At 60.0% G+C, this 24,580-nt stretch carries 25 protein-coding genes; 16 read left to right on the plus strand and 9 right to left on the minus strand.

What is annotated here, in order from left to right:
* Positions 1-11: 11 nt before the first annotated feature.
* Entirely contained in the window at positions 12-929 is a 918-nt protein-coding gene (locus tag SSARUM2_RS08030) for a fimbrial protein (protein WP_072270166.1), read from the minus strand.
* 133 nt (positions 930-1,062) lie between these two features.
* Complete coding sequence (locus SSARUM2_RS08035; RefSeq protein ID WP_033646709.1) at positions 1,063-1,392, minus strand: hypothetical protein; 330 nt, start codon at positions 1,390-1,392, stop codon at positions 1,063-1,065.
* A gap of 665 nt (positions 1,393-2,057) precedes the next feature.
* Between SSARUM2_RS08035 and SSARUM2_RS08040 the strand changes: the two genes are divergently transcribed.
* From SSARUM2_RS08040 to SSARUM2_RS08080, 9 genes are all read left to right on the plus strand, one after another.
* Entirely contained in the window at positions 2,058-2,579 is a 522-nt protein-coding gene (locus SSARUM2_RS08040; RefSeq protein WP_025302212.1) for a fimbrial protein, read from the plus strand.
* 78 nt (positions 2,580-2,657) lie between these two features.
* Positions 2,658-3,194: a fimbrial protein gene (locus tag SSARUM2_RS08045; protein ID WP_033654626.1), complete on the plus strand. Its 537-nt coding sequence runs from the start codon at positions 2,658-2,660 to the stop codon at positions 3,192-3,194.
* A gap of 46 nt (positions 3,195-3,240) precedes the next feature.
* On the plus strand, positions 3,241-5,775 hold the full coding sequence (locus tag SSARUM2_RS08050; RefSeq protein ID WP_049234301.1) for an outer membrane usher protein: 2,535 nt from the start codon (positions 3,241-3,243) through the stop codon (positions 5,773-5,775).
* An 81-nt stretch (positions 5,776-5,856) separates the two neighbouring features.
* Positions 5,857-6,621, plus strand: a complete 765-nt coding sequence (locus tag SSARUM2_RS08055; protein WP_048321394.1) for a fimbria/pilus periplasmic chaperone — start codon at positions 5,857-5,859, stop codon at positions 6,619-6,621.
* Positions 6,622-6,690: 69 nt separating this feature from the next.
* Positions 6,691-7,329: a fimbrial protein gene (locus SSARUM2_RS08060; protein ID WP_053063689.1), complete on the plus strand. Its 639-nt coding sequence runs from the start codon at positions 6,691-6,693 to the stop codon at positions 7,327-7,329.
* Positions 7,330-7,379: 50 nt separating this feature from the next.
* A complete protein-coding gene (locus SSARUM2_RS08065) occupies positions 7,380-7,934 on the plus strand; it encodes a fimbrial protein (RefSeq protein ID WP_033646700.1) in 555 nt (184 codons plus the stop codon).
* A 24-nt stretch (positions 7,935-7,958) separates the two neighbouring features.
* Positions 7,959-8,381, plus strand: coding sequence for a hypothetical protein (locus tag SSARUM2_RS08070; RefSeq protein WP_048321396.1), 423 nt, complete (start codon positions 7,959-7,961; stop codon positions 8,379-8,381).
* Positions 8,378-9,766 carry an FKBP-type peptidyl-prolyl cis-trans isomerase N-terminal domain-containing protein gene (locus SSARUM2_RS08075; RefSeq protein ID WP_048321397.1) on the plus strand — a complete coding sequence of 463 codons (1,389 nt, stop codon included), beginning with the start codon at positions 8,378-8,380 and terminating at the stop codon, positions 9,764-9,766. The genes SSARUM2_RS08070 and SSARUM2_RS08075 overlap by 4 nt, the downstream gene beginning before the upstream one ends.
* Positions 9,763-10,428, plus strand: coding sequence for a helix-turn-helix transcriptional regulator (locus SSARUM2_RS08080; protein WP_041034282.1), 666 nt, complete (start codon positions 9,763-9,765; stop codon positions 10,426-10,428). The genes SSARUM2_RS08075 and SSARUM2_RS08080 overlap by 4 nt, the downstream gene beginning before the upstream one ends.
* Before the next feature lie 54 nt (positions 10,429-10,482).
* Here the strand turns inward: SSARUM2_RS08080 and SSARUM2_RS08085 are convergent, their stop codons facing one another.
* The 4 genes from SSARUM2_RS08085 to deoC form a co-directional block, all read right to left on the minus strand.
* Complete coding sequence (locus tag SSARUM2_RS08085; RefSeq protein WP_033646691.1) at positions 10,483-11,850, minus strand: L-serine ammonia-lyase; 1,368 nt, start codon at positions 11,848-11,850, stop codon at positions 10,483-10,485.
* Positions 11,851-11,942: 92 nt separating this feature from the next.
* Entirely contained in the window at positions 11,943-13,241 is a 1,299-nt protein-coding gene (locus SSARUM2_RS08090; protein ID WP_004938697.1) for an HAAAP family serine/threonine permease, read from the minus strand.
* 979 nt (positions 13,242-14,220) lie between these two features.
* Complete coding sequence (deoR, locus tag SSARUM2_RS08095; RefSeq protein ID WP_033637797.1) at positions 14,221-14,985, minus strand: DNA-binding transcriptional repressor DeoR; 765 nt, start codon at positions 14,983-14,985, stop codon at positions 14,221-14,223.
* 152 nt (positions 14,986-15,137) lie between these two features.
* Positions 15,138-15,818: a deoxyribose-phosphate aldolase gene (gene deoC, locus SSARUM2_RS08100; RefSeq protein ID WP_060438906.1), complete on the minus strand. Its 681-nt coding sequence runs from the start codon at positions 15,816-15,818 to the stop codon at positions 15,138-15,140.
* A gap of 212 nt (positions 15,819-16,030) precedes the next feature.
* Here deoC and SSARUM2_RS08105 point away from each other — a divergent pair, with 212 nt between their 5' ends.
* Positions 16,031-16,867 (plus strand): hypothetical protein, encoded by an 837-nt coding sequence (locus SSARUM2_RS08105; RefSeq protein WP_060453212.1) that lies wholly within the window; start codon positions 16,031-16,033, stop codon positions 16,865-16,867.
* Positions 16,868-16,904: 37 nt separating this feature from the next.
* Here SSARUM2_RS08105 and ybjG read toward each other — a convergent pair whose 3' ends face one another.
* The gene (ybjG, locus tag SSARUM2_RS08110; protein ID WP_033637800.1) at positions 16,905-17,510 is read right to left on the minus strand and encodes an undecaprenyl-diphosphate phosphatase; all 606 of its coding nucleotides are present in this window, start codon (positions 17,508-17,510) and stop codon (positions 16,905-16,907) included.
* A 5-nt stretch (positions 17,511-17,515) separates the two neighbouring features.
* Positions 17,516-18,250, minus strand: a complete 735-nt coding sequence (locus tag SSARUM2_RS08115; protein WP_060438905.1) for a phosphatase PAP2 family protein — start codon at positions 18,248-18,250, stop codon at positions 17,516-17,518.
* Between the two features lie 147 nt (positions 18,251-18,397).
* On the opposite strand from SSARUM2_RS08115, the gene SSARUM2_RS08120 reads away from it, so the two are divergent.
* Positions 18,398-19,243 (plus strand): 5'-methylthioadenosine/S-adenosylhomocysteine nucleosidase, encoded by an 846-nt coding sequence (locus SSARUM2_RS08120; protein ID WP_060438904.1) that lies wholly within the window; start codon positions 18,398-18,400, stop codon positions 19,241-19,243.
* 142 nt (positions 19,244-19,385) lie between these two features.
* The gene (gene eco / locus SSARUM2_RS08125; protein WP_033637803.1) at positions 19,386-19,898 is read left to right on the plus strand and encodes a serine protease inhibitor ecotin; all 513 of its coding nucleotides are present in this window, start codon (positions 19,386-19,388) and stop codon (positions 19,896-19,898) included.
* Positions 19,899-19,953: 55 nt separating this feature from the next.
* On the opposite strand, the gene SSARUM2_RS08130 is transcribed toward eco, so the two are convergent.
* Positions 19,954-20,859 (minus strand): LysR family transcriptional regulator, encoded by a 906-nt coding sequence (locus SSARUM2_RS08130; RefSeq protein ID WP_053091702.1) that lies wholly within the window; start codon positions 20,857-20,859, stop codon positions 19,954-19,956.
* Between the two features lie 112 nt (positions 20,860-20,971).
* Between SSARUM2_RS08130 and SSARUM2_RS08135 the strand changes: the two genes are divergently transcribed.
* The 4 genes from SSARUM2_RS08135 to SSARUM2_RS08150 all read left to right on the plus strand — a co-directional run bounded on the left by SSARUM2_RS08135 (position 20,972) and on the right by SSARUM2_RS08150 (position 24,345).
* On the plus strand, positions 20,972-22,087 hold the full coding sequence (locus SSARUM2_RS08135) for a four-carbon acid sugar kinase family protein (protein WP_049213132.1): 1,116 nt from the start codon (positions 20,972-20,974) through the stop codon (positions 22,085-22,087).
* A complete protein-coding gene (gene pdxA, locus SSARUM2_RS08140) occupies positions 22,084-23,085 on the plus strand; it encodes a 4-hydroxythreonine-4-phosphate dehydrogenase PdxA (RefSeq protein WP_060438903.1) in 1,002 nt (333 codons plus the stop codon). The genes SSARUM2_RS08135 and pdxA overlap by 4 nt, the downstream gene beginning before the upstream one ends.
* Before the next feature lie 32 nt (positions 23,086-23,117).
* Positions 23,118-23,810 (plus strand): hypothetical protein, encoded by a 693-nt coding sequence (locus SSARUM2_RS08145; RefSeq protein ID WP_060421625.1) that lies wholly within the window; start codon positions 23,118-23,120, stop codon positions 23,808-23,810.
* Between the two features lie 184 nt (positions 23,811-23,994).
* Entirely contained in the window at positions 23,995-24,345 is a 351-nt protein-coding gene (locus tag SSARUM2_RS08150; RefSeq protein WP_125460754.1) for a hypothetical protein, read from the plus strand.
* The last annotated feature ends 235 nt before the right edge of the window (positions 24,346-24,580 follow it).

Here is a 24,580-nt window from a genome sequence, read left to right on the forward strand (position 1 = left end):
TTGCTCCCGTCTCAAGGTGCGCTGAAGATCAGCGTAGCCGAACCCGATAGCGGGCCGGTGGCGATGCTGGTGTAAGGGACATTGTTCTTTACCGGTACAAAGGTCACGGTATCGTTGCCCTGGCCGTTGACGATGCGCGTTCTGAAGGCATTGTTCGGCTTCACCACCGCGCCGTTGTACATCATCGCCACGCCGACGTTAGGATTGGTGGTCTTGATAAAATCGCTGGAGAAGCCGCTGGCATCGCTGACCATGCGGATCAGAATATCCTGCGTCGCGCTCTGGTCGTCGCATTGGTAGCTGAGCGCTTTGTCCTGTTTTATCTGGGCATCATTGGCGCTCTGGGTCAGAAAGTCCTGACGGATCTGGCCGAAGTCGACGTTAATCTGCTGGCCGTTGTTGATGGTGCAGCTGGTGGTGACGAAGTAAGCGTCGTTGTCGGCGATCAGGCGCCAGCGATAAACGCCGCACTGTGGGCAACCCGGCTGATCGTTGGTCTGAATAAAGTTGATTTGGCCGATGACGTCGCCTTTGTTCACCTTGATGTCCGGCGTTGGGAAACGGTTCAACACGATATAGACCCGGATGGCGACCGACTGGGTTTGCAGGCCGGTAAGGCTGAGTACGCTGATGCCTGATGGCACCGGGGAGTTGTAATCGCTGCCGTTGATGGTGGTGCCGCTGCCGATGGCGCCAAAAATCGCACTGTTCATCGTCAGCGCCGGGCTGTCGGTTTTGAGATAGTCATACCAGCTCGCGACGTCGTTTTTACAGGTGACCTGGCTGACGTTGACGATTTCGTTTTTGCCATAAGAAAGCTGTGGCCCGATGCGTACCCGGACGTCAACCGGCGTGGTCGAGCCCCCGGGTGGAATCAGTCCGCCATCGGACGTGCGGCAGGTAAACGCGTTGGCGTTGCCAAACAGCATGAAGAAAGATAATGCCAGGCAGCAACGTAAAAATAGCAGGGCTGTTTTTCTCACGATAATATCCCAATATATATAAATAGTGTGCGGCGTTACTCCGCAATGAAATATTGCCAATCAGGCCGGCTGGCCATATTTATTCCGTTAAAGGGGAGTGAGGGGCATCGCTGTTGGAGATGCCGTCGTTATCACCGTTCAGCAACGCGGTGGGATACCACCTCAATGAGTTGTTGATAGAGCCATCCGTCACAATCACTTTTTTCCGGGAGACAAGATCCAGCAATAGCCGCCGCGCCCGGTAAACACCAACGTTGACGGCATTGGCCAGTTGCCGCGTCGATAGCCATTGCTGCTGTGGCGGCAACCCGCCGATAGGGCACTTACGGGGCGACTGCGCGAATAATGTTTGCAGCAGATCGTGCTGCAATTGCCGTATTTCCTTTTGTTTCGGAGATAACGCTTCCATAGCACTTCCTCTGTATTCCGATTGCCGTATTCCTAAGAAAAAACAAACTTTCGCTGCCTACCAACAACGAGGTAAAACGCGAACAAAGAAAATTCCTATCTATTTATCAGGATTGAAAAAAAAGGCGTTGCCCGCCCCGTTTTTACCTGTGCTTAGGCAGGGGTGGCGTCACGCTGAAACCTAAAATTTTGGTTTATTATATTCACAAAGCGCCACTTTGCGATCTGATTACTTGGGAATCAAAGAAAAACAGGATATTGCTCTATAAAAGTATCTTTTACGATCTATGAGGCTAAAAATAACAGTAAATTAACTTCAATTAGGAAATAAATTGCGAATGTTCGCCTTGATCAAAAAAAGCCTTTTTTTGCTGAGAGGCATTTGCCAGAATATTCATCGCCGGACAAGAAGGACGGATTAGAAAGTATTGGCCTCTGCTTGTTGTGATTTCGTTTATTTTTATATGACGGATTCATTAATGGGTGGGCCGCTGCAGACTTGCCGTTATCGACGTATTTATTGTCGATGCCTTTGGGTTTTGGCAGTTAACCAACCAGCAAGATGCTAAAGAATCAGGGCTGCGCACATATAAGCGCGAGCAGGTTTCCTGTTGCTCTTTTTCTTGATTGGAATATGCATTTTTTCTTATAAGGAATATAGGTTCTATGAAACTTAACAAAATCATGATGGCTGCAGTGATTGCATTTGGCGCAAGTTCTTTTGCACAGGCAGCCGATCAGGGACACGGTAAGGTCACCTTCACGGGCTCTATTATTGATGCGCCATGCTCTATTGCGCCCGAGTCGATCGATCAGACCGTAGATCTGGGCCAGGTTTCCAACGTGGCGTTGAAAAACGGCGGCAAATCCAACCCGCGTCCGTTTGAAATCAAACTGGAGCAGTGCGACATCACCACGCTGAAAACCGTTAAAACCACCTTCAGCGGCGTCGCATCGTCCACCGACAAGGATCTGTTGGGTATCGCGGGCACCGCCAGCGGCGCCGGCGTAGCCATCTCTTACAATGGCCAGCCGATCAAACTGGGTGAAGCGACTACCGCGCAGACCCTGAATACCGGCAACAACACCCTGCATTTCGCCGCCTACCTGCAGGGCGAAGGCGCTTCCGCCGCCATCGTTCCGGGCGATTTCACTGCCGTAGCCGATTTCACCCTGGCTTATCAGTAAGTGAGCCCGAAGGCTTAATCAACCAGGCATGGGGTTCGCCGCATGCCTGGTGAATCTCCCTGTCAAAGGAATGTCGCGATGTTTTTACCAAGGAATCGAGCGGGTGCCGTTCTTTTGGCGTCGTTGGCGTTTGCGCCCGGCCATGCAACTTCCGCCGCGCAGGGGTGGGGCAAAGTCAACATGCACGGCGCCATTATCGACACCGCCTGCGCCATTGCCGCCGGCAGCCGCGATCAGACGATCGATATGGACACTATTCCTCTCGGGCAGATCATTCGTGACGGCCAGGGGATGACCAAACCTTTCAGTATCGAATTGGTCAATTGCATTTTGGAACGGCCGGAAAACAAGCCTGACTGGAAATTCTTTCAGGTCACGTTTGATGGTTATGCGGAAGGCGCTCTGTTTGGCGTACAGGGCGATGCGCGCGGCGTTGCATTGGAGATAAAAGACAGCAGCGGCACGGCGGTTATTCCAGGGAAACCTTTGCCGATGGAGGGAATAATACCGGGGAACCGAGTGCTGAATTATTCCATGACGTTGATGCCGAATCACCAGCCGTTGAAGGTGGGAGCGTATTTTTCCACAGTGCGTTTTAAGCTGGATTATTTTTGATTTTTTCTCGTACTGACGGTTAATTCGTTATTGAAAGGACTTTATTATGCTTTCACCGGCAGGGAAGTTATTTCGTCTTCAGGCCTTGGGGCTTTGCGTTGCCCTTTCTCTGGGAAATCCAATCGCGTTGGTCTATGCCGCCGACGTGATTCAATTCAATACCGACGTATTGGACATCAACGATCGCAAAAATATCGATCTGAGCCAATTCACGCGCAGCGGCTACATCATGCCGGGCGTTTATACCATGGTGGTGCACGTCAATAAGAACGATCTGCCGGAACAGCCGGTGACGTTTATGGCGCCCGAGAACGATCCTAAAGGCAGCGAAGCCTGTCTTTCGCCGGAGTTGGTCAACCAACTGGGGCTGAAAGAAAAACTGTTAAGCACGCTGAACTGGACGCACGGCGGCCGTTGCCTTGACGCCTCCAGCCTGGCGGGGATGGAAGCCCGCGGCGATCTTGCCAGCTCTTCGCTGTATCTCAACATTCCTCAGGCCTATCTGGAATACAGCTCGGAAAACTGGGACCCGCCTTCGCGCTGGGATGATGGTATTCCTGGGCTGCTGTTTGACTATAACGTCAACGCCCAAACGCAAAAACATCAGAAGGGCGGCAGCAGTTACAGCCTGAGCGGCAATGGCACCGGCGGCGCCAACCTGGGCGCCTGGCGTCTGCGCGCCGACTGGCAGGCCAACCTCAACCATCAGACCGGCTCTTCTCAGCCGACCGACAAACAGTTCGACTGGAGCCGCTATTACGCCTACCGGGCGATCCCGGCGCTGCGTTCGCGGCTGACGATGGGTGAGGATTACCTGAACTCCGACATTTTCGACAGCCTGCGCTTTACCGGCGTCAGTCTGCGATCCGACGACAGCATGTTGCCGCCCAACCTGCGCGGCTATGCGCCGGAAGTGACCGGCGTGGCGAAAACCAACGCCAAGGTGGTGGTCAGCCAGCAGGGGCGCGTGCTGTATGAAACGCAGGTGGCGGCGGGGCCGTTCCGCATTCAGGACATCAACGATGCGGTTTCCGGCGAGCTGGACGTGCGCGTCGAAGAGCAGGACGGCAGCGTGCAGGAGTTCAAGATGAACACCGCCAACATCCCTTATCTGACGCGGCCGGGTACGGTGCGTTACAAGCTGGCGACGGGCAAGCCGTCGGAGTGGGGGCACCATCTGCGCGGGCCGATGTTCGGCACCGGCGAGTTCTCCTGGGGGATCAGCAACGGCTGGTCGCTGTACGGCGGGGGCATCGCCGGCGGCGATTACAACGCGCTGTCGCTGGGGATCGGGCGCGATCTGATGGCGCTGGGGGCGTTGTCGTTCGATGCCACGCAGTCGCGTGCGCGTTTGCCGCAGGATGGCACGCTGACCGGCGGTTCGTACCGGCTGAGCTATTCGAAGAACTTCGATGAATACGACAGCCAGGTCACCTTCGCCGGTTACCGCTTCTCTCAGGAAGACTTCATGAGCATGGGGGACTACCTGGATGCGCGTTACGAAGGGGGGCGCAGCGGCAAGAGCAAGGAGATGTACACCATCACCTTCAACAAACAGTTCCGCGATCTGGGGCTGAGCACCTATCTCAACTACAGCCACCAAACCTACTGGGATCGGGCACCGAACGATCGTTACAACCTGATGGTGTCGCGCTACTTCGACATCGGCGATTTCAAGAACGTCAGCGTGTCGCTGTCGGCCTATCGCAACCGTTACAACGAGCGCAACGACGACGGGATGTATCTGTCGCTGTCGCTGCCCTGGGGCAGCGCGGGCACGCTCAGTTACAACATGACGCTCGATCGCGAAGAGAACGCCCACCGGGTCGGGTACTACAACCGGGTCGATGAACACAACAACTATCAGATCAGCGCCGGCGCCGCACGCAGCGGAGCGACGGCCAGCGGTTATTACAGCCATCAGGGCGACATGGCGCAGATCAACGCCAACGCCAGCTACCAGGCCGGCCGCTACAGCGCCGTCGGCATCGGCGCGCAGGGCGGCCTGACAATGGCGGCGGAAGGGGCGGTGCTGCACCGCGTCAATACGCCGGGCGGCACGCGCTTGCTGCTCGATACCGAAGGCGTCGCCGGTGTGCCGGTGCGTGGCTACGGCAGTACGGTGCTGACCAACCGTTACGGCAAGGCGGTGGTGGCGGATGTAAACAGCTACTACCGCAATAAGGCCAGTATCGATCTCAACAGCCTGAGCGACAACGTCGAGGCGACGCGTTCGGTGGTGCAGGCCACGTTGACCGAGGGGGCCATCGGCTACCGCAAGTTTGAGGTGATCGCCGGCGAGAAGGCGATGGCGATCGTCAAGCTGGCGGACGGCAGCGAGCCGCCGTTCGGCGCCACGGTGCTGAATGCCCGCAAACAGGAGACCGGCATCATCAATGACGGCGGCAGCGTTTACCTGTCCGGCCTCAATCCCGGCGAGCGCATGAGCGTGCACTGGAACGGCGCGGCGCAGTGTGAAATCCAGCTGCCGGCGCCGCTGCCGGCCGAAATGTTGATGAACACGTTGCTGCTGCCTTGCCGTCCTCTTGCCGGCGACAAGCCGGCGGCCGACGCCAACTGACATACACCCGGCGGAGTGCGCTCCGCCGCTAAACCGCCGGGGCGGGCTCGTCCGCTTCCGGCCGACTGGAACCGTGAAGACATGATGAATCTGACTATGACCAGAAAGACCGTTTTCCTTGTGGGCCCGCTCGCCGCCGCGTTGACGATCGGCGCGGTCAGCCTGCCCGCTCATGCGGCCATCGCGCTGGATCGCACGCGCGTGATTTTCGACGGCGACCTGAAAACGGTCAGTCTCAACATCAGTAACCAGAACAAACAGTTGCCGTATCTGGCGCAGGGATGGATCGAAGACGATCGCGGCAACAAGATCCAAAGCCCTTTCACCGTGCTGCCGCCGGTGCAGCGGGTGGAACCGGGCAAACCGAGCCAGGTGAAGATCCAGTCGCTGCCGGCGGCGCGTCAGCTGCCGCAGGACAGGGAGACGCTGTATTACTTCAACCTGCGTGAGATCCCGCCGCGCAGCAATAAGCCGAACACGCTGCAGATAGCGCTGCAGACGCGCATCAAAATGTTTTATCGCCCGGCGGCGCTCGCCCCGAAAAAGAACGCGGCGCCGTGGCAGGAGCAGCTGACGCTGACCCGGCAGGGCGACAAGTACGTGGTGAACAACCCGACCCCGTATTACGTGACGATCGTTGAGGCGAGCGCCGGCAAGGGCGGGAAAGGGGCGGCGGGCTTTGAACCGCTGATGGTGGCGCCGAAGGCCAGCGCCCCGCTGAACGTCTCCGCCGCGAGCCTCGGCAACGGGCCGTCGCTGGCGTACATCAACGATTACGGTGGGCGGCCGCAGTTGAACTTCCGCTGCGCCGGCAATGCCTGCCAGGTCGTGCCGGTCGCCAAATGACGAGCCGCGCCAGCAGGGAAGACAGAGTGAACACAGCGGAGTGAACGAATCATGCAACGAAAGATCCCCATGTTGTTGGGAAAAGCCTATGAACGTCATCAGCGACGCACTATCGGCCTGACGGTGTTGGCCGCGCTGATGGTGCCGCTGACGGCGGGCACGATGCTGATGCTGATGCCGCCGGCCCGCGCGGTGGACAACTGGGAGGTGGAGGGCGCGAACGGCACGCTCCACGTCTACGGCGCGTTGACGGAAAGCGCCTGCAGTCTGGAAATGACCACCGCTCGTCAGGAAGTGTGGCTGGGGGAGACGGGAACGGCGCATTTTCAGCGCCCGGGCGATCGCGGCACGCCGGTGGCGTTCGAGCTGACGCTGAAAGACTGCCTGCGGGCGCCGGCGAGCAACCGCGACGCCTGGACCGGGGTGCTGGCCTGGAGCGGCAGCCAGCCTGCGGTGTCCGTGGCGTTTGCCGCGCCGACGGATGACGACGCGCCGAGCCTGGTCAGGGTCGCCGGCGTCACCGGCTTGGGGTTGCAGTTGGCGGATGCCAGCGGCCTGCCGGTGCGCCTCGGCGCGCGTAACAAACCGATCTTGCTGACGCCGGGACAAAACACCCTGACGTATACGGTGACGCCGGTGCGCACCCCGGCGACGCTGAGCGCCGGCGCCTACCGTGCGGCGATCGATTTCCGCCTTTATTACGACTAATACGCCGCTTGCGCCGAGCCGGCGCAAGCCTAACCAAAGGGAGTGGCGTCATGCGCGCGACAGAGACGAACCGGCGCCGGAGCGCGCTGTTGGGGGCAGGCATGGTCATGGTGGCCGGCATGATGGCGCAGCCGGCGGACGCGGCGGAAAACATGCGCTTTCACGGGACGCTGGTGGCCGAGCCGTGCGTCATTCAGCCGGGAGATGAGGATATCCAACTGGATTTCGGCACCATCGTCGACAAATACCTGTATCTGAACACCCGCACCCATAGCCAAACCTTCGCGTTGCACCTGACCGAGTGCGATCTCAGCCTGGGCAATACGGTGGCCATTACGTTTACCGGCACCGAGAACGCCAAACTGCCCGGCCTGCTGGCGCTGGATGCCGGCAGCCTGGCCTCGGGGATCGGCATCGGGTTGGAGGACAGCAGCGGCAAGGCGCTGCCGCTCAATCGCGCCAGCGATAAATTCCGCCTGAATGCCGGCAACACCACGCTCACGCTGCAGGCCTATGTGCAGGGGGAACCGGAGGCTATCCAAACGAAGACCATCGGCCGCGGCACCTTCAGCGCGGTGGCCACTTTTACGCTGGAATACGAATAAGCGTCTACAAGGACAAAAAACGCAATGATGATAAAGCCCCTCAATCGCGCCCTGCGCATGGGCCTGCTGTGCCTGTTGGCGTTGAGCGCCGCCGCCTGTCAAAACCAAAAATCGGGCAAACCCGCCGTGAACACCCAAAATCAGGCTGTGCAAGCGCCGTCAGAAGAGGCTTTGCGCAAGCAGCGTGAGGCCGAGCAGCTGCAGCAGTGCCAGCAGCAACTGGGCGCATTGCGCACCATCAACGAGAAACAATATCAGCGCTATAAACAGGCCTTCGACAGCCTGATGAGCGGCGCTTCGCAGTACGCCAATCTACGCGCCCGGGTAAACGGCGACACGCAGGAGACGGTGGATGCGCTGTATCGCTACAAGGTCAACTATCTGTGCGCCGGGGTGAATCAGGCGGTGTTGACCGGGCTGGCGGATCGCGGAGAGCAGATTAAATGAGGATGCGTCTGCTCGGCTGTGTCGCTCTGCTGTTCACCGGCGTTGCGCAGGCGGACGACGGCGTGCCGGCGCTGCTGCAGTTTGCCGAGCAGTATCAACGGCAGAGCACCGGGCCGAAGAGCGAAAACGCGGCGCCCGCCGACCGCGCGTCGGGGCAAAAAAAGCGTGAGCCGGCGAAGCGCCCGTCGGACACCCAACAGCCGGCTTCACCGGCCAAAGCTTTTACGCTGAGCCAGGCATTATTGGCGCGTGACCAACAGCTGGCGCGCCAGCGAATGGAACTGACGATGTTGCGCCAGGAACTTGCCGCGCTGCGGGCGGAGAAAGCGGCGCCATCCGTCGCGATGTTGCCGGACTCGTCAACGCTGCAGCAGTGGATCGCCGGGCTGGGCGCCGCCTGGCGCGGTTCGCCCGATGCCCAGCGCGCCGAGGCGCTGCTGCGTCAGGCGACGCAGGAAACCGCCAAAACCAAAGCGGCGGCGATGCAGGCCGAACGGCGCGCCAGCGAGCTGGAGTCCGCCGCACAGGCATCGGCACAGACGCTTGCACAACGCCAGCGCGAGCACCAGGAGGCGCTGCACGCTCTGCACGCCGCGTTGGAAGCGAGTGAGCAGAAGCGAGCCGCTGAGCAGAAGGCGACCCAGCAGGCGCGCGAGGCGCTGTTGGCGCTGCATCAGCGGCTGCAATGGGAGATGACGCCGGAGCAGTTGAAGGATGAACGCAAGCGTTTGTCCTACGCGGCGGGCAGTGCGCTGGGGCGCGACATTCAGGGGGTAGTGGCGGAGCGTCAAAGCTGGGGCGTACCGGTGGATCGCGACAGCCTGTTGGCGGGCGTCATCGATAGCGTGTCGGGGCGTTTGCAGCTGCCGCCGGATGAACTGAATGCGCTGACGGCGCAGGCGGATGCCGCCGCCGTGGCCGCGCGTGAGAAACGCGTTAACGAACAGCGGCGGCGTGACGAAGATTACCTGGCGCAGTTCCGTCAACAAAAGGGCGTTAAGCCGTCGGCGATGGGCTTCTGGTATCGGGTGGATTACGCCGGGGAGGGGGCGTTGGCGCCAACGGCGGTGGTCGATGTGGTGGTGAAGGAGAAACTGACCGACGGCACGGTGATCCAGGATATGGAACTGAGCGGCAAGGTGCTGTCGCAACCGCTGTCCGAATATCCGCCGCTGTTTCGGGAGGCGATAAGCCATCTGCATAACCACGGTTCGCTGACGATGGTCGTGCCGCCGGCGCTGGCCTACGGCGAAACCGGCTATCCGCCGAAGGTGCCGCCCAACGCCACCATGGTTTATGAATTACGCATCGACAACAGCCAGGCACCGGCAAAGGGTGCCAAGGCGGTTAAACGGGAAGCCGACACGGCGGGAGGGCAGGGATGAACACCATGATAAAAATCGCGCTATTTGATGAAAACCGTTACTTCAGCGCTGGTTGGCAGGAGGCCCTGGCGCTGCACTTCAGCACTTACGGCAAGCGCACGCTGTTACTGGATGCGCAGCAGGTTCACGAAGCCGATCTGGTGTTCTGCTATTTTCCTCCCGGCGTGCAAAGCTGTTTTTGTCACTTCTTTGAAGCGCAGGCTGCGGGGCGCCAAACGCTGTATTTCTCGTTGCGAACGCCGGAGGGGCGGCATAAACGCACCGCCGGCACCCGCTGCGCGCTGGAGGCCGGCGTCATCTACCACGATACGCCGCTGGTATCGGCGCTGTATCAGGTGAACGCCGAGTTGGAGCGGCGCAGCAAATGGCCGGGCAGGCCGAGTTGTGGCATGAACTGCGTATGCCAGCACCGAGGCCTGACGCTGCGCGAACAGGAGATCATGCGCTGCATGACGCGGGAGATGGGAGTGACGCAAATCGCACGGATGCTGGACATCAGCGTGAAAACCGTCAGCAATCACAAGATGAGCGTTATGCGCAAGATGGGGTTCCGGCGTAATGCCGAACTTTACGGCTGGCTGCGGCACAGCGCCCGTCCCGGCGCCGTGGGGGCGCGAGCCGGCATTCAGCCTGGCATTGCGGCAGGGAAGGCGCAGCACTGAGACGGCGCCGGCCCAATCGGAGCGGCCGGCGCCTTAAGTGCCTCGCCGTGGCGGTCAGTTGCAGGCCACGACCTTGATCGCCAGCCCGCCCTGCGAGGTTTCGCGGTATTTGGCGTTCATGTCTTTGCCGGTTTCGTACATGGTTTCGATCACCTTATCCAGACAAACTCGCGGTTCGCTGGTGCGGCGCATCGCCATGCGCGCGGCGTTGACCGCCTTGACGGCGGAAATGGCGTTACGCTCGATGCAGGGCACCTGAACCTGGCCGGCGAGCGGATCGCAGGTCAGCCCCAAATGGTGCTCCATGGCGATCTCCGCCGCGATGCACACCTGCGCCGGGCTGCCGCCCAGCAGCTCGGTCAACCCGGCCGCCGCCATCGAACAGGCCACGCCCACTTCCCCCTGGCAGCCCACTTCGGCGCCGGAGATCGAGGCGTTCATCTTGTACAGCGCGCCAATCACACCGGACGCCAGGAAGTAACGGGTGTAGGAGTTGGCGTTTACCGGACGGATGAACTTGTCGTAGTAAGCCAGCACCGCAGGAATGATGCCGCAGGCGCCGTTGGTCGGCGCGGTGACCACGCGGCCACCGGCGGCGTTTTCTTCGTTGACCGCCAGCGCGAACATGTTGATCCAATCGACCACGTTCATCGGGTCGATATTGTTCTTGTCTCCGGTCACCAGAATGCGGCGCAGCGCGGCGGCGCGACGCGGCACCTTCATCGGGCCGGGCAGCAAGCCTTCGGTGTTGATGCCGCGCTCGATACCGGCGCTCATCACCTGCCAGACGTCGGCGAAGTGCGCGTCGATATCGGCCTTGCTGCGCAGCGCCAGCTCGTTCTGCATCACCAGGCCGGACAGCGACAGCCCGGTGTCTTTGCAATGCTGCTGCAGATCGTGCGCCGATTTGAACGGGTAGGGCACCGGCGTGGCGCCCTCGGCGGACTGGCCGAAGTGCTCTTCGTCGACGATGAAACCGCCGCCGATCGAGTAATAGGTTTTGCTGTGCAGCAGGCGCTCACCGGCGAAGGCGCGGATGCGCATGCCGTTTTCGTGCAGCGGCAGGTTATCGCTGTGGAAATTCATGCCGCCGTGCTGCGGGAAATCCACCTCGTGATGGCCGTTGGCCAGCGGCAGGCGGCCGCGCTGTTCGACGTCGCGGATAAAGCCGGGAATGCTGTCGATGTCCACGTCGTGCGGCAGGTTGCCGGCCAGGCCCATGATGATGGCGATATCGGTGTGGTGGCCTTTACCGGTCAACGACAGCGAACCGTACACGTCGACCACCACGCGGGTGGTGTCCTGCAACTGCTGGTGGGCGATCAGATCGTCGACGAACTGTTTGCCGGCTTTCATCGGGCCAACGGTGTGGGAACTGGATGGGCCGATGCCAATTTTGAAAATATCGAAAACGCTGACCATGGTCTCGCCTCCTTCTTCAGGTTTCAGGCGGTGAATACGGGAAATGGGGGAGTGCGGGAGAGCCGGCGCGCAGCGGCGCCGGCCGGACGTGATTAGCCGAGCAGGCTGAACACGATAGCAGAGATGGCGATCAGACCCATCACAACCACGAACACGTTGCTGATGTGGCCGCTGTACTTGCGCATGGCAGGCACTTTACGGATGGCATACATCGGCATCAGGAACAGCAGCATGGCGATGATTGGGCCGCCCAGGGTTTCGATCATGCCCAGGATGCTTGGGTTCAGGGTGGCGACGATCCAGGTGGTCACCAGCATGAAGATAGCGGTCATGCGGTTCAGCTTGGCGGTGCTGACGGTTTTGCCGCGGCTCTTCATCGACTTGGCAACCAGGCCGTTGAAGCCTTCACGCGCGCCCAGGTAGTGGCCCAGGAACGATTTGGTGATGGCGACGAAGGCGATAACCGGCGCGATGTACTCGATCATCGGGTTATTAAAGTGGTTAGCCAGGTAAGACAGAATCGAGATGTTCTGCGCCTTGGCTTCCGCCAGGTTTTCCGGCGTCAGGCTCAGCACGCAGCTGAACACGAAGAACATTACGGTCAGCACCATCATGATGTGTGCGTAGGCCAGAATGCGGGAGCATTTCTTCTCGGCGTCTGCGCCGTACTCTTCGCGTTTGGCGACGGCGAAGGCGGAGATGATCGGCGAGTGGTTGAAGGAGAACACCATTACCGGGATCGCCAGCCACAGGGTCATGATCAGGCCGTGGCCCATGCCGGTACCGCTGCCGGACAGCGACACGTTTTCGAAGATGGCGCCGGTCCAGTTAGGGATCAGATACACCGCCAGCAGCATCAGCACCGCGACGAACGGGAAGACCAGGATGCTCATGGTTTTCACGATGGCCTGCTCACCGAAGCGCACGATGGTCATCAGGCCGACGATCAGGATCAGCGACAGGATGGCGCGCGGTGGCGACGTCATACCCAACTGGTGGGTGATGAAGCTGTCGACGGTGTTGGTGATCGCCACGCTGTAAACCAGCAGAATCGGGTAGATGGCGAAGAAGTACAGCAGGGTGATCAGTTTACCGGCGGTGATGCCGAAGTGCTCTTCTACCACGGCGGTGATGTCTTCACCGGGATTCTTGCCGGACAGAACGAAACGGCACAGGCCGCGGTGGGCAAAGAAGGTCATCGGAAAAGCGATGATGGCCATGATGATCAGAGGAATCAAACCGCCGATGCCGGCGTTGATTGGCAAGAACAGGACGCCTGCGCCGATGGCGGTGCCGTACAGGCCCAACATCCACATGGTATCCGTTTTACGCCAGGTACTGCTGGAGCCCGAGGCCGCAGAGGCAATTGTGCCGGTCTGTGTAGTGTCCATAAATATCTCCGAAGTGAACACGAATTTAAAATTAAAAGGCAAAACTTAAGGTTAAACCGTCAAACGTCCTATTCAGGCAACGCTTGCGGTAAGAATCAGGTGTTGCTTGCGGGGATGTTTTGGCGTCCCCCTGGTTGTTTATTGTGTTCATTACCAAGGCACAGCGCCGGGTAATTCACTAAAGACTTTTCACCGTCACGGGCGATAAAAGTCGTTACCGCTGCCGACAGGTCTTTGCCTGTCGATTTTTGTTGGCGGCAAGATAACGATTTACAGTAGAAACAACCGTGATCCTGCTCTCAAATGCGCAATATGTGCAGTTATCTGCTTTTTTATCGATTTTTCGCGCATTTGTTGCACATTTGTGTAAGATTTTGTGCTGAGAACGCTCTCATAATAATTTCTGCGATTATGCGGTTTGTACAATAATTAGCCGGATAAAGCGCTGTGCTCAGCAGCAAGCCGAGCAATATATTTTATGCGTGGTTTTGGATCTAGCGAAAAACCCGGATTAAGCAGTTTTAGTGATGTGGATCACATTGTATTTTTAAGTAAAATTTCATTCATCGATTTGTTTTTAAATGGTTTTTAATGAAAATCGCCGTTAATAACGAAGGGAAATTACTTACGTGGTTAGCGGATAGAAATGCGTAACCATTCATCATATAAATAACAGATGCCTAACAGGTATTGGCGATATTTGCTGCAACCGCTTAAACCGCCGTTTATTTAAACATCGCGGCCTTTGGCGCGATTTATCATATAAAAGCCATAAATAGTCGTTAATTCACCCAGCTGGCAGCGGGTTTAGCCTGCGAGAAAATAATCACCCGGGTGACCTGTTGCATTTTATTAACCTGATGTTGCGTGCGGATAAGCGAAAAACGCGAATCGATTGCGCATTATTTGTTCATTTTCGGGCGGGGAAAGAAGGGGATTGCAGCGGTGCGCCGTCGGTTTCGACGGCGCAGAAGGCGAATTAATAGCGGGTAGCGATGGCGTTGTCGTTGAAGAACGCCATGAAGTCGGCGTCCGGTTGGCGGTCGCTGATCACCCGATCGAACTGCGTCAGCGGGCCGATGCAGGCCGGTTTGGTTTTGCCGAACTTGCTGTGATCCGCCACCAGGATCTTTTGCTGCGCCATCGCCATGGCGCGATGCTTCATCTCCAGCTCGTCGAAGTTGAAGCAGGTGGCGCCATGCTGCAGGCTGAGGCCGGCGGCGGAGATAAAGGCGATGTTCGGGCAGATGTGATCGAGCTCGTTGCGGCCGCCGACGCTGGAAAAGATGTAGTTGTTCGGCTTGAACTCACCGCCGCACAGGACCACTTTGCAGTTCGGTTTGTCCTGCAGCGCCAGGAAGGTGTTCAGCGAATGACACACGGCGGTGAAGATCAGCTCGTCGGCGATGGCGTCGATGATCGCCGGGGTGGTGGTGCCGCAGTCGAAAAACACCGTGTCGTTTTCATTGATCAACGGCGCCGCCAGCAGGCCGATGCGCCGTTTCTCCGTCACCTGCTTGGCTTTTTGATCGGAAACGAAGTAGTTGGTGACGCCGTTGCTGCGCGGATCGGTCACCACGTAGCCGCCGAGCAGCACCACCGCCGCCGGTTCGGCGCTCAGATCGCGGCGAATGGTCATCTCCGAGACCCCCAGCAGCACGGCGGCTTCTTTCAGGTGGATCTTGTCAGCGCGTTTTAACGCCTGAACTAACCGGTTGATACGTTCTTCGCGCCGCGTTTCCATAGATCCGTCTTCCCACAGGTAGTAGAGGTAAAGGGCGTGCCGGCGTTTCCGGCGTTAAACACAACGATGCGGGGCAATATCGGGCCGCATTGGCCGCCCGTATTGTCCCGCATCGTTGTGTATTGGCTATGCCCGTTAGGGCATGCCGACGATCAGTAGCTGCCCGCCGCCGGCTGGGCGCCGGATACGATGGCGACGCCGGAGCTGGTGCCGATACGCGTGGCGCCGGCGTTGATCATCTTCTCGGCGGTGGCACGATCGCGCACGGCGCCGGAAGCTTTCACGCCCATTTCGCTGCCCACGGTCTCGCGCATCAGTTTGACGTGCTCTTCCCGAGCGCCGCCGGTGCTGAAGCCGGTAGAGGTTTTCACGAAGGCGACATCGAGTTCGCGACACATTTCACAAACCTGGACGATCTGCGCATCGCTGAGCAGGCAGGTTTCCAATATTACCTTCAACGGGATAGCCGCGCAAACCTCGCGCACGGCGGCGATGTCGGCTTTCACTTCGTCCAGCAGGCCGCTTTTCAGCCAGCCGACGTTGATCACCATATCGATCTCTTGCGCGCCGGCGGCGATCGCCGCTTTGGCTTCAAAGGCTTTGGTGACGGTCAGGCCGGCGCCCAGCGGGAAGCCGATCACCGAGCAGACTTTCACGGTGCTTTCCTGCAGCAGCTGGGCCGCCAGCGGCACGTAGCCGGAGTTGACGCATACCGCATAGAAGTTGTGCTGCTGCGCTTCTTCGCACAGTTTGGCGATCTGCAGTTCGGTGGCGTCCATCGCCAGCAGGGTGTGGTCAACGTAGTTGGCGTAATCGATGTTTTCGGTGGTCATCGCGATTCCTTAGTGAAGTTAAGACAGTAAGCCGGATGGATAATGTGAAAATAATAACATTCAGATGCCGATAAACCTAGCGATGTTTAAAAAATGTCGACGAGATCGTCGCGAACAGGCCGTTATACGTATAACTTAAAGGCGTAGTTTTGTTATTTAAATAACATTTAACGGCTCGCGGCCTGCGCGGGCGCAACGTCGAGGGAAAAAAGATGAAGATCAACATCGAACTGGATCCTGAAGCTTTCGGGGCGCATCGGCAGGAACTGTTCCGCAATGCGGATTTCGCGGTGAGCGCGCATCGCTGCGCAGAACGCGGGCCGATGCTGACGCTGGCGAACTGCCGCGGCGCGCTGACGGTCTTGCCGTATGAGGGCCTGGCGATTTGGGACGCCGAGTTTGACGGTTATTCATTGAAATCGGGCCGCCGCAGCACCCGCGGTCTCGGGAGAAAGCGCGCTGACGACGCGGCGTTCTGTCCCGCCTGGCCGAGCCACGACGGCGCGCCGCTGCAGATGCAGCGCGTGTGGCTGCAGCTGACGGGCGATGAGCTGACATTGCATGGCGAAGGCGAGCGGTTGGGCGGGCGTTGGCGCATCGGCCCGGCGCTGCGTTTGGCAGCCGAGAGCGCGCAGTTCGTCATAGAGATGAAGGTCACTAACCTGGCCGAGCGGCCGCAGCCGCTGCGCTATGTGTGTCGCCTCAACTATGATTGCATTCCCGACGCGGTATTCCGCCAGAATCTGCCGACGCCGGCTTTGCTAGGGGATGCGATCGGGCAAGAACTGCTGTGCTCCGACGATCTGACGCGCTATGTGGATCAGGCCGAGTTCTTTATGCTGACGCCGCAAGGCCGGCGTTATGTCACGCGTTTCGCCACCGGGCAGTTCAACTATGGCCTGCGGCGCATCGCCGTTCAGGGCAACCGGCGGCTGCTGGCCTTTGTTCAGCCGGCGAACTGCCGCCCGAATGCGCCAGAGGGTGAGGCGGGGGTGATGCTGGGAGCGGGAAAAACGCAGGCGTTCTGCGTGACCACCGGCGTGGTGTGAAATCACGGGGCGGTAACGCCCCGGTCATGTTGTACGGTTACTCTTTCACCCAGCCGCGGCGAATGGCGAAGGCGAACAGGAAACGATACAGGCGCGACAGCTTGTCGGCGAGGGCATCGCCGAACAGATTCCACACCAGCTGGGCGAACAGGCAGCCGACCAGGCCGAGCAGGAAACCGCCGACCATATCCAGCGGCCAGTGTACGCCGAGGTAAACGCGTGACCAGGCGATGCCGACGGCGACAATCATCAGCAGCGCACCGGACCAGACCCGGTGCCAGAACAGGAACGCCAGCGCAAAGGTAAAGATGGCGGTGCCGTGATCGCTCGGGAACGAGCTGTCCGGCGCGTGCGCCAGGAAGGTATACCCCACGCCGGCGACGAATGGGCGCTCATGCGGCAGCAGCGCGCCGATAGCGGAGGCGGCAAGCATGGCGAACAGCAGCGCGATCGTGGTTTTCGCCACCACTTCGCGCTGCGAAACCAGCTGGCTTTGCGGCCCCCACAGCCACAGGCCGACGATCAGCAGCGGCACGATAATGATCAGATCGCGCGCCAAAAAGGTGGCGAAATCAATCATCCACTCGGGAGACGCCGGGGTCGCATTGATCCAGGCGAAAAGAACATGGTTTAACTGCTCCATAACCGTTACCTCATCTTGCGGCACCAATAGCCGCTAACCATCCAATAAATAACCAACTGGCTTAACCAAACCCACCAACCCGCCCACAGGTTATGGGTAAGAAAATGTGCGCCGCGCATGATCTGACCAAAGCCCATCAGCATGCCGAGCGCAATGCCGCCGCACCAGCACCACCAGGCCAGGCGCGGGCGCTGCGGATAAAACAGGAAAAACAACGCCATGATCGCGAAACCGCTCGAGGCGTGCCCGCCGGGGAAACAGCGGCCGGGGCCCGGCAGTGCCGGCACCGCACCGAACAACGGGAAGGACATCGCCTTGCCGCCGTACTCGATCAGATCCCACGGACAGGAGTGCGCGCTGGTGGCCTTGAGAATGCCCACTACCAACGGGCCGATCCCGATCAACAGCATGGTCACGATCAGGCGCGCGCTGCGGCGATAGATGCCCCAAAACAGCGCCAGTACCGCCCCGACGATCACTATTTGCTTCAGCAGGCGGTGGTTGATCAGATCCAGCCAATAATTGTTTTGCCACGGGAAATGCCCGCTGGCGGCATCGTACCAAAAGTTGCCGATCGCCCAGTCCAGCTGTTCGCTGCGGGAAAGCCACAGGAACAGCAGGCCGCTGATCAGCAGGCCAAAAACCTGCCAACGGTAAAAGGATGCCGGTAGGGAGTAAAGAGCGGTTGTCTTAATTTGCGGTGCCGTTGAGGATTGATTTAATGACGATTCTGGATTCACGCGCAGGCTCGGTGGCAGGATTGAATAACGCCACTGTAATCATTCCGTCTTAAGAAAACCTTAGTCCACCGGTAAGAAAACCCTATCCGAGGCCACCGCCTTCGGCTAAGGTAATCGTTTGCTTTTTTTCGGGATGAGAGTGTGGTGATGCAGAATAACGCGCGTGTCTTACTGTTGGCGGCTGCCGGTGCGGCCTTTTCTCCGCTGAGCTTTGGCCAACCTGCGGCCGCCGGGCCGATCGTGGTGCAGGGCGCCATGCCGGTGGAGGCGGAACGTTTTGCCCAGCGATTGGAAAACCCGCGCGAGGAGCAGATTGGCGGCTGGCGCTTTTGGCACGGCACCGTAGACGGCTACCCGGTGGTGGTGTCGGAGACGCTGAAGGGCATGTCCAACGCCGCGGCGGCCACGGCGATCGCCGCCACGCAGTTCCGCCCGGTGGCGATCATCAACCAGGGCACCGCCGGCGGCCATGATCCGGCACTGAAAGTATATGACATCGTGTTGGGCAAATATTCGGTCAATCTCGGCGCGTTCAAAACGCCGGCCAAGGCGTTGGGGGCAGGCAGCGACTCGCGGCAGTGGCAGCCGATGGATCTGTTGGCTTCCAAAGGCAGCGCCGGCGAGGACAAAAAGGCGCACAGCCTGCGTCAGTTTCCCGCCGACCCCAACCTGCTGGCGATTGCGCAAAGCGTTAAGAGCGATTATCGACAGGGCAAGGTCGTGGAAGGGGTGATCGGCTCGGCCGACGTGTGGAACAGCGAGCTGGATCGCATTCGCTATTTCCACGACCGCTATCAAACTTCGGTCGAAGAGATGGAGACCGCCTCCGCCGCGCAGATCGCCGCCGAATTCAAGGTGCCGTTCGTCGGCATTCGCGTGTTGTCCAACAACATCACCAATCAGGGCAAATACGATCCGCAAACCGGGCTGGCATGCCAGGATTATGTTTATCAGGTGGTGAAGGCCTATATCGCCAACCTGAAGAAACACTGAGCCATTGCTTCGGTTAATCGGCGATATCAGGCGATTGTCACTATTTATCGCCTATTGTAAAGAAGATTAAACCTGTGGCGGGCTTGGCGGTAGTGTATTAGTTTATAGGCGGATTATTTGACAAAAAGTGTAGGGATAAAACATGAACAAGGCATCCGTTGTATTTTCCGGCCTGCTGATGGCCGTTTCCGCCGGCGCTATGGCGGCTACCTCTGGCGATGACGCGGATATCAGCAAACAGCCGCTGGAAAAGGTCGCGCCTTACCCGAAAGCCGAGAAGGGCATGAACCGCCAGGTGATCTACCTGCCGAAGCAAGAGCACGAAGAGAACTACAAGGTGGAGCTGCTGATCGGCAAGACGCTGGAGGTGGACTGCAACCGCCACATGATCGGCGGCACGCTGGAAACCAAAACCCTGTCCGGCTGGGGCTACGATTATCTGGTGCTGGAGAAGCTCTCTGAACCGGCCTCGACCATGATGGGCTGCCCGGACAACACCAAGACCAAGCAATTCATCGCCGCCAACCTGGGCGACGCCGCGATGCAGCGCTACAACAGCCGCCTGCCGATCGTGGTGTATGCGCCGAAAGACGCGGAAGTGAAATACCGCATCTGGAAAGCCGAAGATACCGTAAGCCAGGCCGAGCAGAAGTAATTGCCGCCTGACGCCGCTCCGCTTGCCCTGCGCGGCAGGCGGAGACTTTTCCCCGTTACGCTTTCTTTCCGCCCGCCAATACCGCCCGTTCGGTTTCTTCCCCCATGGCGATCAGCCAATCCAACACCGTTGAGAATATCGCATCCTCCTGGCCGTCGGCCTGGGTCATCAGCACGTAATCCGTCCCGTCAGGCGCAAAGCCATATGGCGCCACCAGCGCGCCGTTGACGATGTCATCCGCCACCAGCGCCAAAGGGCCGATGCCGATACCGGCGCCGGCGACCGCCGCCTGCAGGCTGAGATAGAAATGTTCGAAACGTAGCTCGTTGCCCGGCTGGATCTCGAAGCCGCTGTGGGCGCACCAGTCGCGCCAGGCGAACGGTCGCGTCTCGGTGTGGAGCAGGGTGCCGCGCAGTTCACGCCCCGCCGCGGCATGCTCCCGGCGGCAAACCGGGCCGACCCGTTCTTTGAGGAACGGGCGGGCGACCACGTCGTCGGCGATCGGGAAATCGTTGCGGCGAATCGCCAGATCGATGCCTTCGCGCGAGAAGGCGACGGCGCCGCCGGCGGAGACCAGCTGCAGATCGCGCTCTTTCCCCACCGCCTGCTGCAAACCGGCCAGGCGCGGGATCAGCCAGCGGATCAGAAAGGTCGGCTCGCAGGAGATCACCAACGGGCGATTCTGATGATGCCGACAGGCGCGGTCGATCGCCGACTGCAGGTTGTCCAGCCCCCGGCCGATCTCGCTCGCCAGCTCTTGCGCCTGCGGCGTCGGGTGCACCATGCGGCTGGTGCGCTGAAACAGCGCGAATCCCAGGGTCTGCTCGAATTCGCGCACCGCACGGCTGACGGCGCCGTCGGTGACGTTGAGTGATTTGGCGGCTTTCGACACGCTGCCGTACCGCACCGTAGCTTCGAAAGCCCGTAATACCGCCAGGTTAGGCAACCTTCGTTGACGCACTGCGCCCCCTTTTGATTGAGTTTTTGTCAATCATCGATACTACGCAAATCGTTTTTTATTGCCAGCCAAATCCGCCAAAGTGTGCATCACTTTCCACTTACGGGTAACTGCGATGATTGCCATTCTCGCCGATGATCTTACCAGCGCGCTCGACGGCGCGGCCCCGTTCGCCGCGCGCGGACTGAGCGCCTGCGTCATGCTGCGCCTGCCCGATGCCGCGTTGCAGGGCGCTGAGATCGTCGCTTTCGATTTAGATTCCCGCTTCGTTTCGCCGGAGCAGGCGGAGCGGCGTTTTCGCCATGCCGCCGCCAGTGTGAAGCCGGCGCGCCTCATATACAAAACGATCGATTCCACGCTGCGCGGCAATCTGGGGCCGGAAACGCGCGGGGCGCTGTCGGGCAGCGGGCGCCGTCTCGCCATCGTTGCGCCGGCCTTCCCGGATGCCGGCCGCACCACGGTGGGCGGCCGGCAATACGTCGACGGCGTCGCGCTGGAGCAGACCGCTTTTGCGCGCGATCCGAAGAACCCGATCGTCACCGGCTACGTCATGGAGCGCATGGCGGGGCTGGAGCCGACGCGTTTTCAGGTATTCGACGCCGCAGACAACGGCGAGTTGGATGAGGTCGTGAGGCGGATCGGCATTGCCGAACCGGTGGTGTGGGTGGGATCGCCGGGCCTGGCGGCGGCGCTGTCGCGTGCGTTGTCCCCTAAGGAGAACGCGGCGCCCGCTCAACCGCCGCTGAGAGCCAGCAAAGTGCTGGTGGCGATTGGCAGCCTGCATCCGGCGAATGACGCCCAGCTGGCAAGCCTGCGGCAGGCGGGCGCGGTGCTGGTCACGCTGCCTGAAGCGGCCGATCCCGAGGCGGTAGCGCAAGAGGTGCGAACGGCGTTTGCGCGCGCCGATGTGGTTTGCCTGATGTCGCCCCGGTCGCGAGCGGCCACGGCGGATCATGCCGCTGCGCTGGGCGCGGTCGTCAGCCGTTGCACGCCAGCCTTCGACGGGCTGGTGGCGACCGGCGGCGATACCGCGCGGCGTATCGTCGACGCCATGGCGGCCGGCTCATTGACGCTGTTCGGCGAGGTGGAACCCGGCGTGCCTTTCGGGTTGTTAAATCTGCCGGGCCGCAGGCTGCCGTTCGCCACCAAGGCGGGCGGTTTTGGCCGGGCCGGTACGTTGTTGAACTGCGTAACCCGGTTGCGCGCTGACCGAGAAGGAGAAGAACAATGACCCTTTCCACCTTGCCGCTGGCGATAACCATGGGCGATCCCGCCGGCATCGGGCCGGAGATCATCGCCAAACTGGCGGCCACAGAGCGGTTGAGCACGCCTTATGTGGTGATTGGCGATGCCGGCGCACTGGCGCGCGCGGCGGCCAGTCTGGGGCTGACGCTGCCTATCCGCGAACTGCCCGCCTCGCTGGCGGGATGGGACGAAGCCTGGCGGCGGGGGGAGACCGCCGTTTATTCCGCCGGCGTTGCGCTGCCGGCGGACTTGCCCCTCGGCAGGCTCGATAAGCGCGCGGGGGCGGCGTCTTATGCCTGGGTGGTTGCCGCCATCGATCTGGCGCTGGCGGGGCGCATCGCCGGCATCGTCACTGCGCCGCTGAACAAGGAAGCGATGCGCCTGGCGGGGATCGATTATCCGGGGCACACCGAGATCCTGGCGGCGCGCTCGGGCACCCAGGACTTCGCCATGATGCTGGCCAATGACGAGCTGCGGGTGATCCTGGTTTCCATTCACGTTTCGCTGCGGGACGCCATCGACGCGGCGACCGTGGAAAACGAGCTGCGCGCGTTTCATCTGGCGCAAACGGCCTGCCGGGCGTTGGGTATAGCGAAACCGCGCATTGCGGTGGCCGGCCTGAATCCGCACGCCGGGGAGAACGGCCTGTTCGGCCGCGAAGATCTTGACGTCATCGTGCCCGCCATCACCCTGGCGCGGGAACAGGGGTTGGACGTCAGCGGCCCCTGGCCCGGCGATACCGTTTTTATGCGCGCCCGGCGCGGGGAGTTCGACATTGTGGTCGCCCAATATCACGACCAGGGCCTGATCCCGGTGAAATATCTCGGGGTGGATCACGGCGTTAACGTCACCGTCGGCCTGCCGTTTATCCGCACCTCGGTCGACCACGGTACGGCGTTCGATATCGCGGGCAGCGGACGGGCGGAACACGCCAGCCTGCTGTACGCCTTCCGGCAGGCGGAAAAAATGCTGCGCGCCCAATAACTCACATCACCTGAAGACAATGAGGAAACACCATGCACACACCCGAGTTTATTTTCATGCTGACGCGCAACGACAGCACGGTGCCCGATGCGCAAGCGCGGCTGCCAGAAGTGCTGGCTGCCGGCGTGAAGCATATCGGCTTTAAGGATATCGGCCTGCCGCTGGATCAACTCAAACAGTTGGCGCAGGCGATCCACGCCGGCGGCGCCACCGCGTACCTGGAAGTGGTCAGCCTGGATGAGGAAAGCGAGATGAATTCGGCGCGCGCGGCGCTGGAATTGGGCGTTGATGTATTGATGGGGGGAACGCGCCCGGAAAGCGTGCTGCCGATCATTCGTCAGTCTGGCCTGCGCTACTATCCGTTCGCCGGCCGCATCAGCGGCCACCCCAGCGTGCTGGAAGGTGACATTGACGATATTGTCGCCAGCGCCCGCCAGCGCGCCGCTTTACCGGGCGTGACAGGGCTGGATTTGCTGGCCTACCGCTTTGCCGGCGACGTGCCGACGTTGATTCGGCGGGTGTGCGATGCGGTCGACAAACCGGTTTATATCGCCGGGTCTATCGACCGGGAAGAGCGCATCGCCGCCGTGGTGACGGGCAATGCGGTTGGTTTCACCGTCGGTACCGCGGCGCTGGACGGCGTGTTTCCCGCCGATAAGCCGGGGCTGACGGCGCAAATCAACGCGGTGAAATGCCTGATTGGCAATGTGATCCGCAAACTGTAACGCGCCTCCATTCGGTTCTTTCCAGGGCGATGGGGCAGTTATCTCATTCGTTGAAACATTAATTTGCATGGCTTCTCTTTTTTAATGCTCTTGCGAGCAGGCACGCCCTTGGGCGCTCGCCGACGTTTACCCGGCAAAACAGCGTAATTGCCGCCAGGTTCAATATATATAGAGGGAGTGAAAAATGAATAAAGGGTTAGGGAGTGCCGTTGTGGCGGTGAGCCTGTTGTTAACCGGCTGCGATACCTTCAGCCTGCTGCGCGATCAAAAGATCGCCGACGCTTTTCACGTCGGCGCCGACAAGCGCTCGGTCAGCCGGGATTTCGGCGCGCCGATCGCCACCCTGCCGACGCTGAACGGCCAGGGCGTGTGCCACGACTACCACCACCGCTTGCCGAACGGCACCGTGACGCCGTTCTACGTTGGCTTCAGAAACAGCGACGGCAAAGTGGTGGCCTTTGGCCCCACCACCTGCGGGGAAGCGCAGGCCAACGGCAATCTGAACAGTGATGAACCTATCAAACAGCGGTTCTAAACGGGCATTGCTGCGCCGGCCTGTGGCCGGCGCAGCAAAAGCAGCCCAGCAACGTTGGGTGTGCCATTTTTTTTTCTCTATATCCCTTCTGATTTTCCGCCAGACTTTTATCTGAGATTTATTTTCCTATGGCGTTTGCCAGACGCCGCTGCCGAAAAACACCATTACATGAATTCTCTCCACCGGGTCTTACGGTGTGAACAGCAAGACAACAAAGCAATCTTTGCTGAATTAT

The sequence above is a fragment of the Serratia sp. K-E0102 genome (assembly GCF_029962625.1).
GTDB classification, from domain to species: Bacteria; Pseudomonadota; Gammaproteobacteria; order Enterobacterales; family Enterobacteriaceae; genus Serratia; species Serratia sarumanii.

Excerpts from the sequence above, each read along its gene's own strand:
- SSARUM2_RS08075 (WP_048321397.1), top strand. The coding sequence starts at position 8,378 with ATGAGGATGCGTCTGCTCGGCTGTGTCGCTCTGCTGTTCACCGGCGTT.
- SSARUM2_RS08105 (WP_060453212.1), top strand. The coding sequence starts at position 16,031 with ATGAAGATCAACATCGAACTGGATCCTGAAGCTTTCGGGGCGCATCGG.
- eco (WP_033637803.1), top strand. The coding sequence starts at position 19,386 with ATGAACAAGGCATCCGTTGTATTTTCCGGCCTGCTGATGGCCGTTTCC.
- SSARUM2_RS08050 (WP_049234301.1), top strand. The coding sequence starts at position 3,241 with ATGCTTTCACCGGCAGGGAAGTTATTTCGTCTTCAGGCCTTGGGGCTT.
- SSARUM2_RS08055 (WP_048321394.1), top strand. The coding sequence starts at position 5,857 with ATGATGAATCTGACTATGACCAGAAAGACCGTTTTCCTTGTGGGCCCG.
- SSARUM2_RS08150 (WP_125460754.1), top strand. The coding sequence starts at position 23,995 with ATGAATAAAGGGTTAGGGAGTGCCGTTGTGGCGGTGAGCCTGTTGTTA.
- SSARUM2_RS08065 (WP_033646700.1), top strand. The coding sequence starts at position 7,380 with ATGCGCGCGACAGAGACGAACCGGCGCCGGAGCGCGCTGTTGGGGGCA.
- SSARUM2_RS08135 (WP_049213132.1), top strand. The coding sequence starts at position 20,972 with ATGATTGCCATTCTCGCCGATGATCTTACCAGCGCGCTCGACGGCGCG.
- SSARUM2_RS08030 (WP_072270166.1), bottom strand. The coding sequence starts at position 929 with ATGCTGTTTGGCAACGCCAACGCGTTTACCTGCCGCACGTCCGATGGC.
- SSARUM2_RS08120 (WP_060438904.1), top strand. The coding sequence starts at position 18,398 with ATGCAGAATAACGCGCGTGTCTTACTGTTGGCGGCTGCCGGTGCGGCC.
- SSARUM2_RS08035 (WP_033646709.1), bottom strand. The coding sequence starts at position 1,392 with ATGGAAGCGTTATCTCCGAAACAAAAGGAAATACGGCAATTGCAGCAC.
- SSARUM2_RS08090 (WP_004938697.1), bottom strand. The coding sequence starts at position 13,241 with ATGGACACTACACAGACCGGCACAATTGCCTCTGCGGCCTCGGGCTCC.
- deoR (WP_033637797.1), bottom strand. The coding sequence starts at position 14,985 with ATGGAAACGCGGCGCGAAGAACGTATCAACCGGTTAGTTCAGGCGTTA.
- SSARUM2_RS08060 (WP_053063689.1), top strand. The coding sequence starts at position 6,691 with ATGTTGTTGGGAAAAGCCTATGAACGTCATCAGCGACGCACTATCGGC.
- ybjG (WP_033637800.1), bottom strand. The coding sequence starts at position 17,510 with ATGGAGCAGTTAAACCATGTTCTTTTCGCCTGGATCAATGCGACCCCG.
- deoC (WP_060438906.1), bottom strand. The coding sequence starts at position 15,818 with ATGACCACCGAAAACATCGATTACGCCAACTACGTTGACCACACCCTG.
- SSARUM2_RS08040 (WP_025302212.1), top strand. The coding sequence starts at position 2,058 with ATGAAACTTAACAAAATCATGATGGCTGCAGTGATTGCATTTGGCGCA.
- SSARUM2_RS08070 (WP_048321396.1), top strand. The coding sequence starts at position 7,959 with ATGATGATAAAGCCCCTCAATCGCGCCCTGCGCATGGGCCTGCTGTGC.
- pdxA (WP_060438903.1), top strand. The coding sequence starts at position 22,084 with ATGACCCTTTCCACCTTGCCGCTGGCGATAACCATGGGCGATCCCGCC.
- SSARUM2_RS08145 (WP_060421625.1), top strand. The coding sequence starts at position 23,118 with ATGCACACACCCGAGTTTATTTTCATGCTGACGCGCAACGACAGCACG.
- SSARUM2_RS08045 (WP_033654626.1), top strand. The coding sequence starts at position 2,658 with ATGTTTTTACCAAGGAATCGAGCGGGTGCCGTTCTTTTGGCGTCGTTG.
- SSARUM2_RS08080 (WP_041034282.1), top strand. The coding sequence starts at position 9,763 with ATGAACACCATGATAAAAATCGCGCTATTTGATGAAAACCGTTACTTC.
- SSARUM2_RS08085 (WP_033646691.1), bottom strand. The coding sequence starts at position 11,850 with ATGGTCAGCGTTTTCGATATTTTCAAAATTGGCATCGGCCCATCCAGT.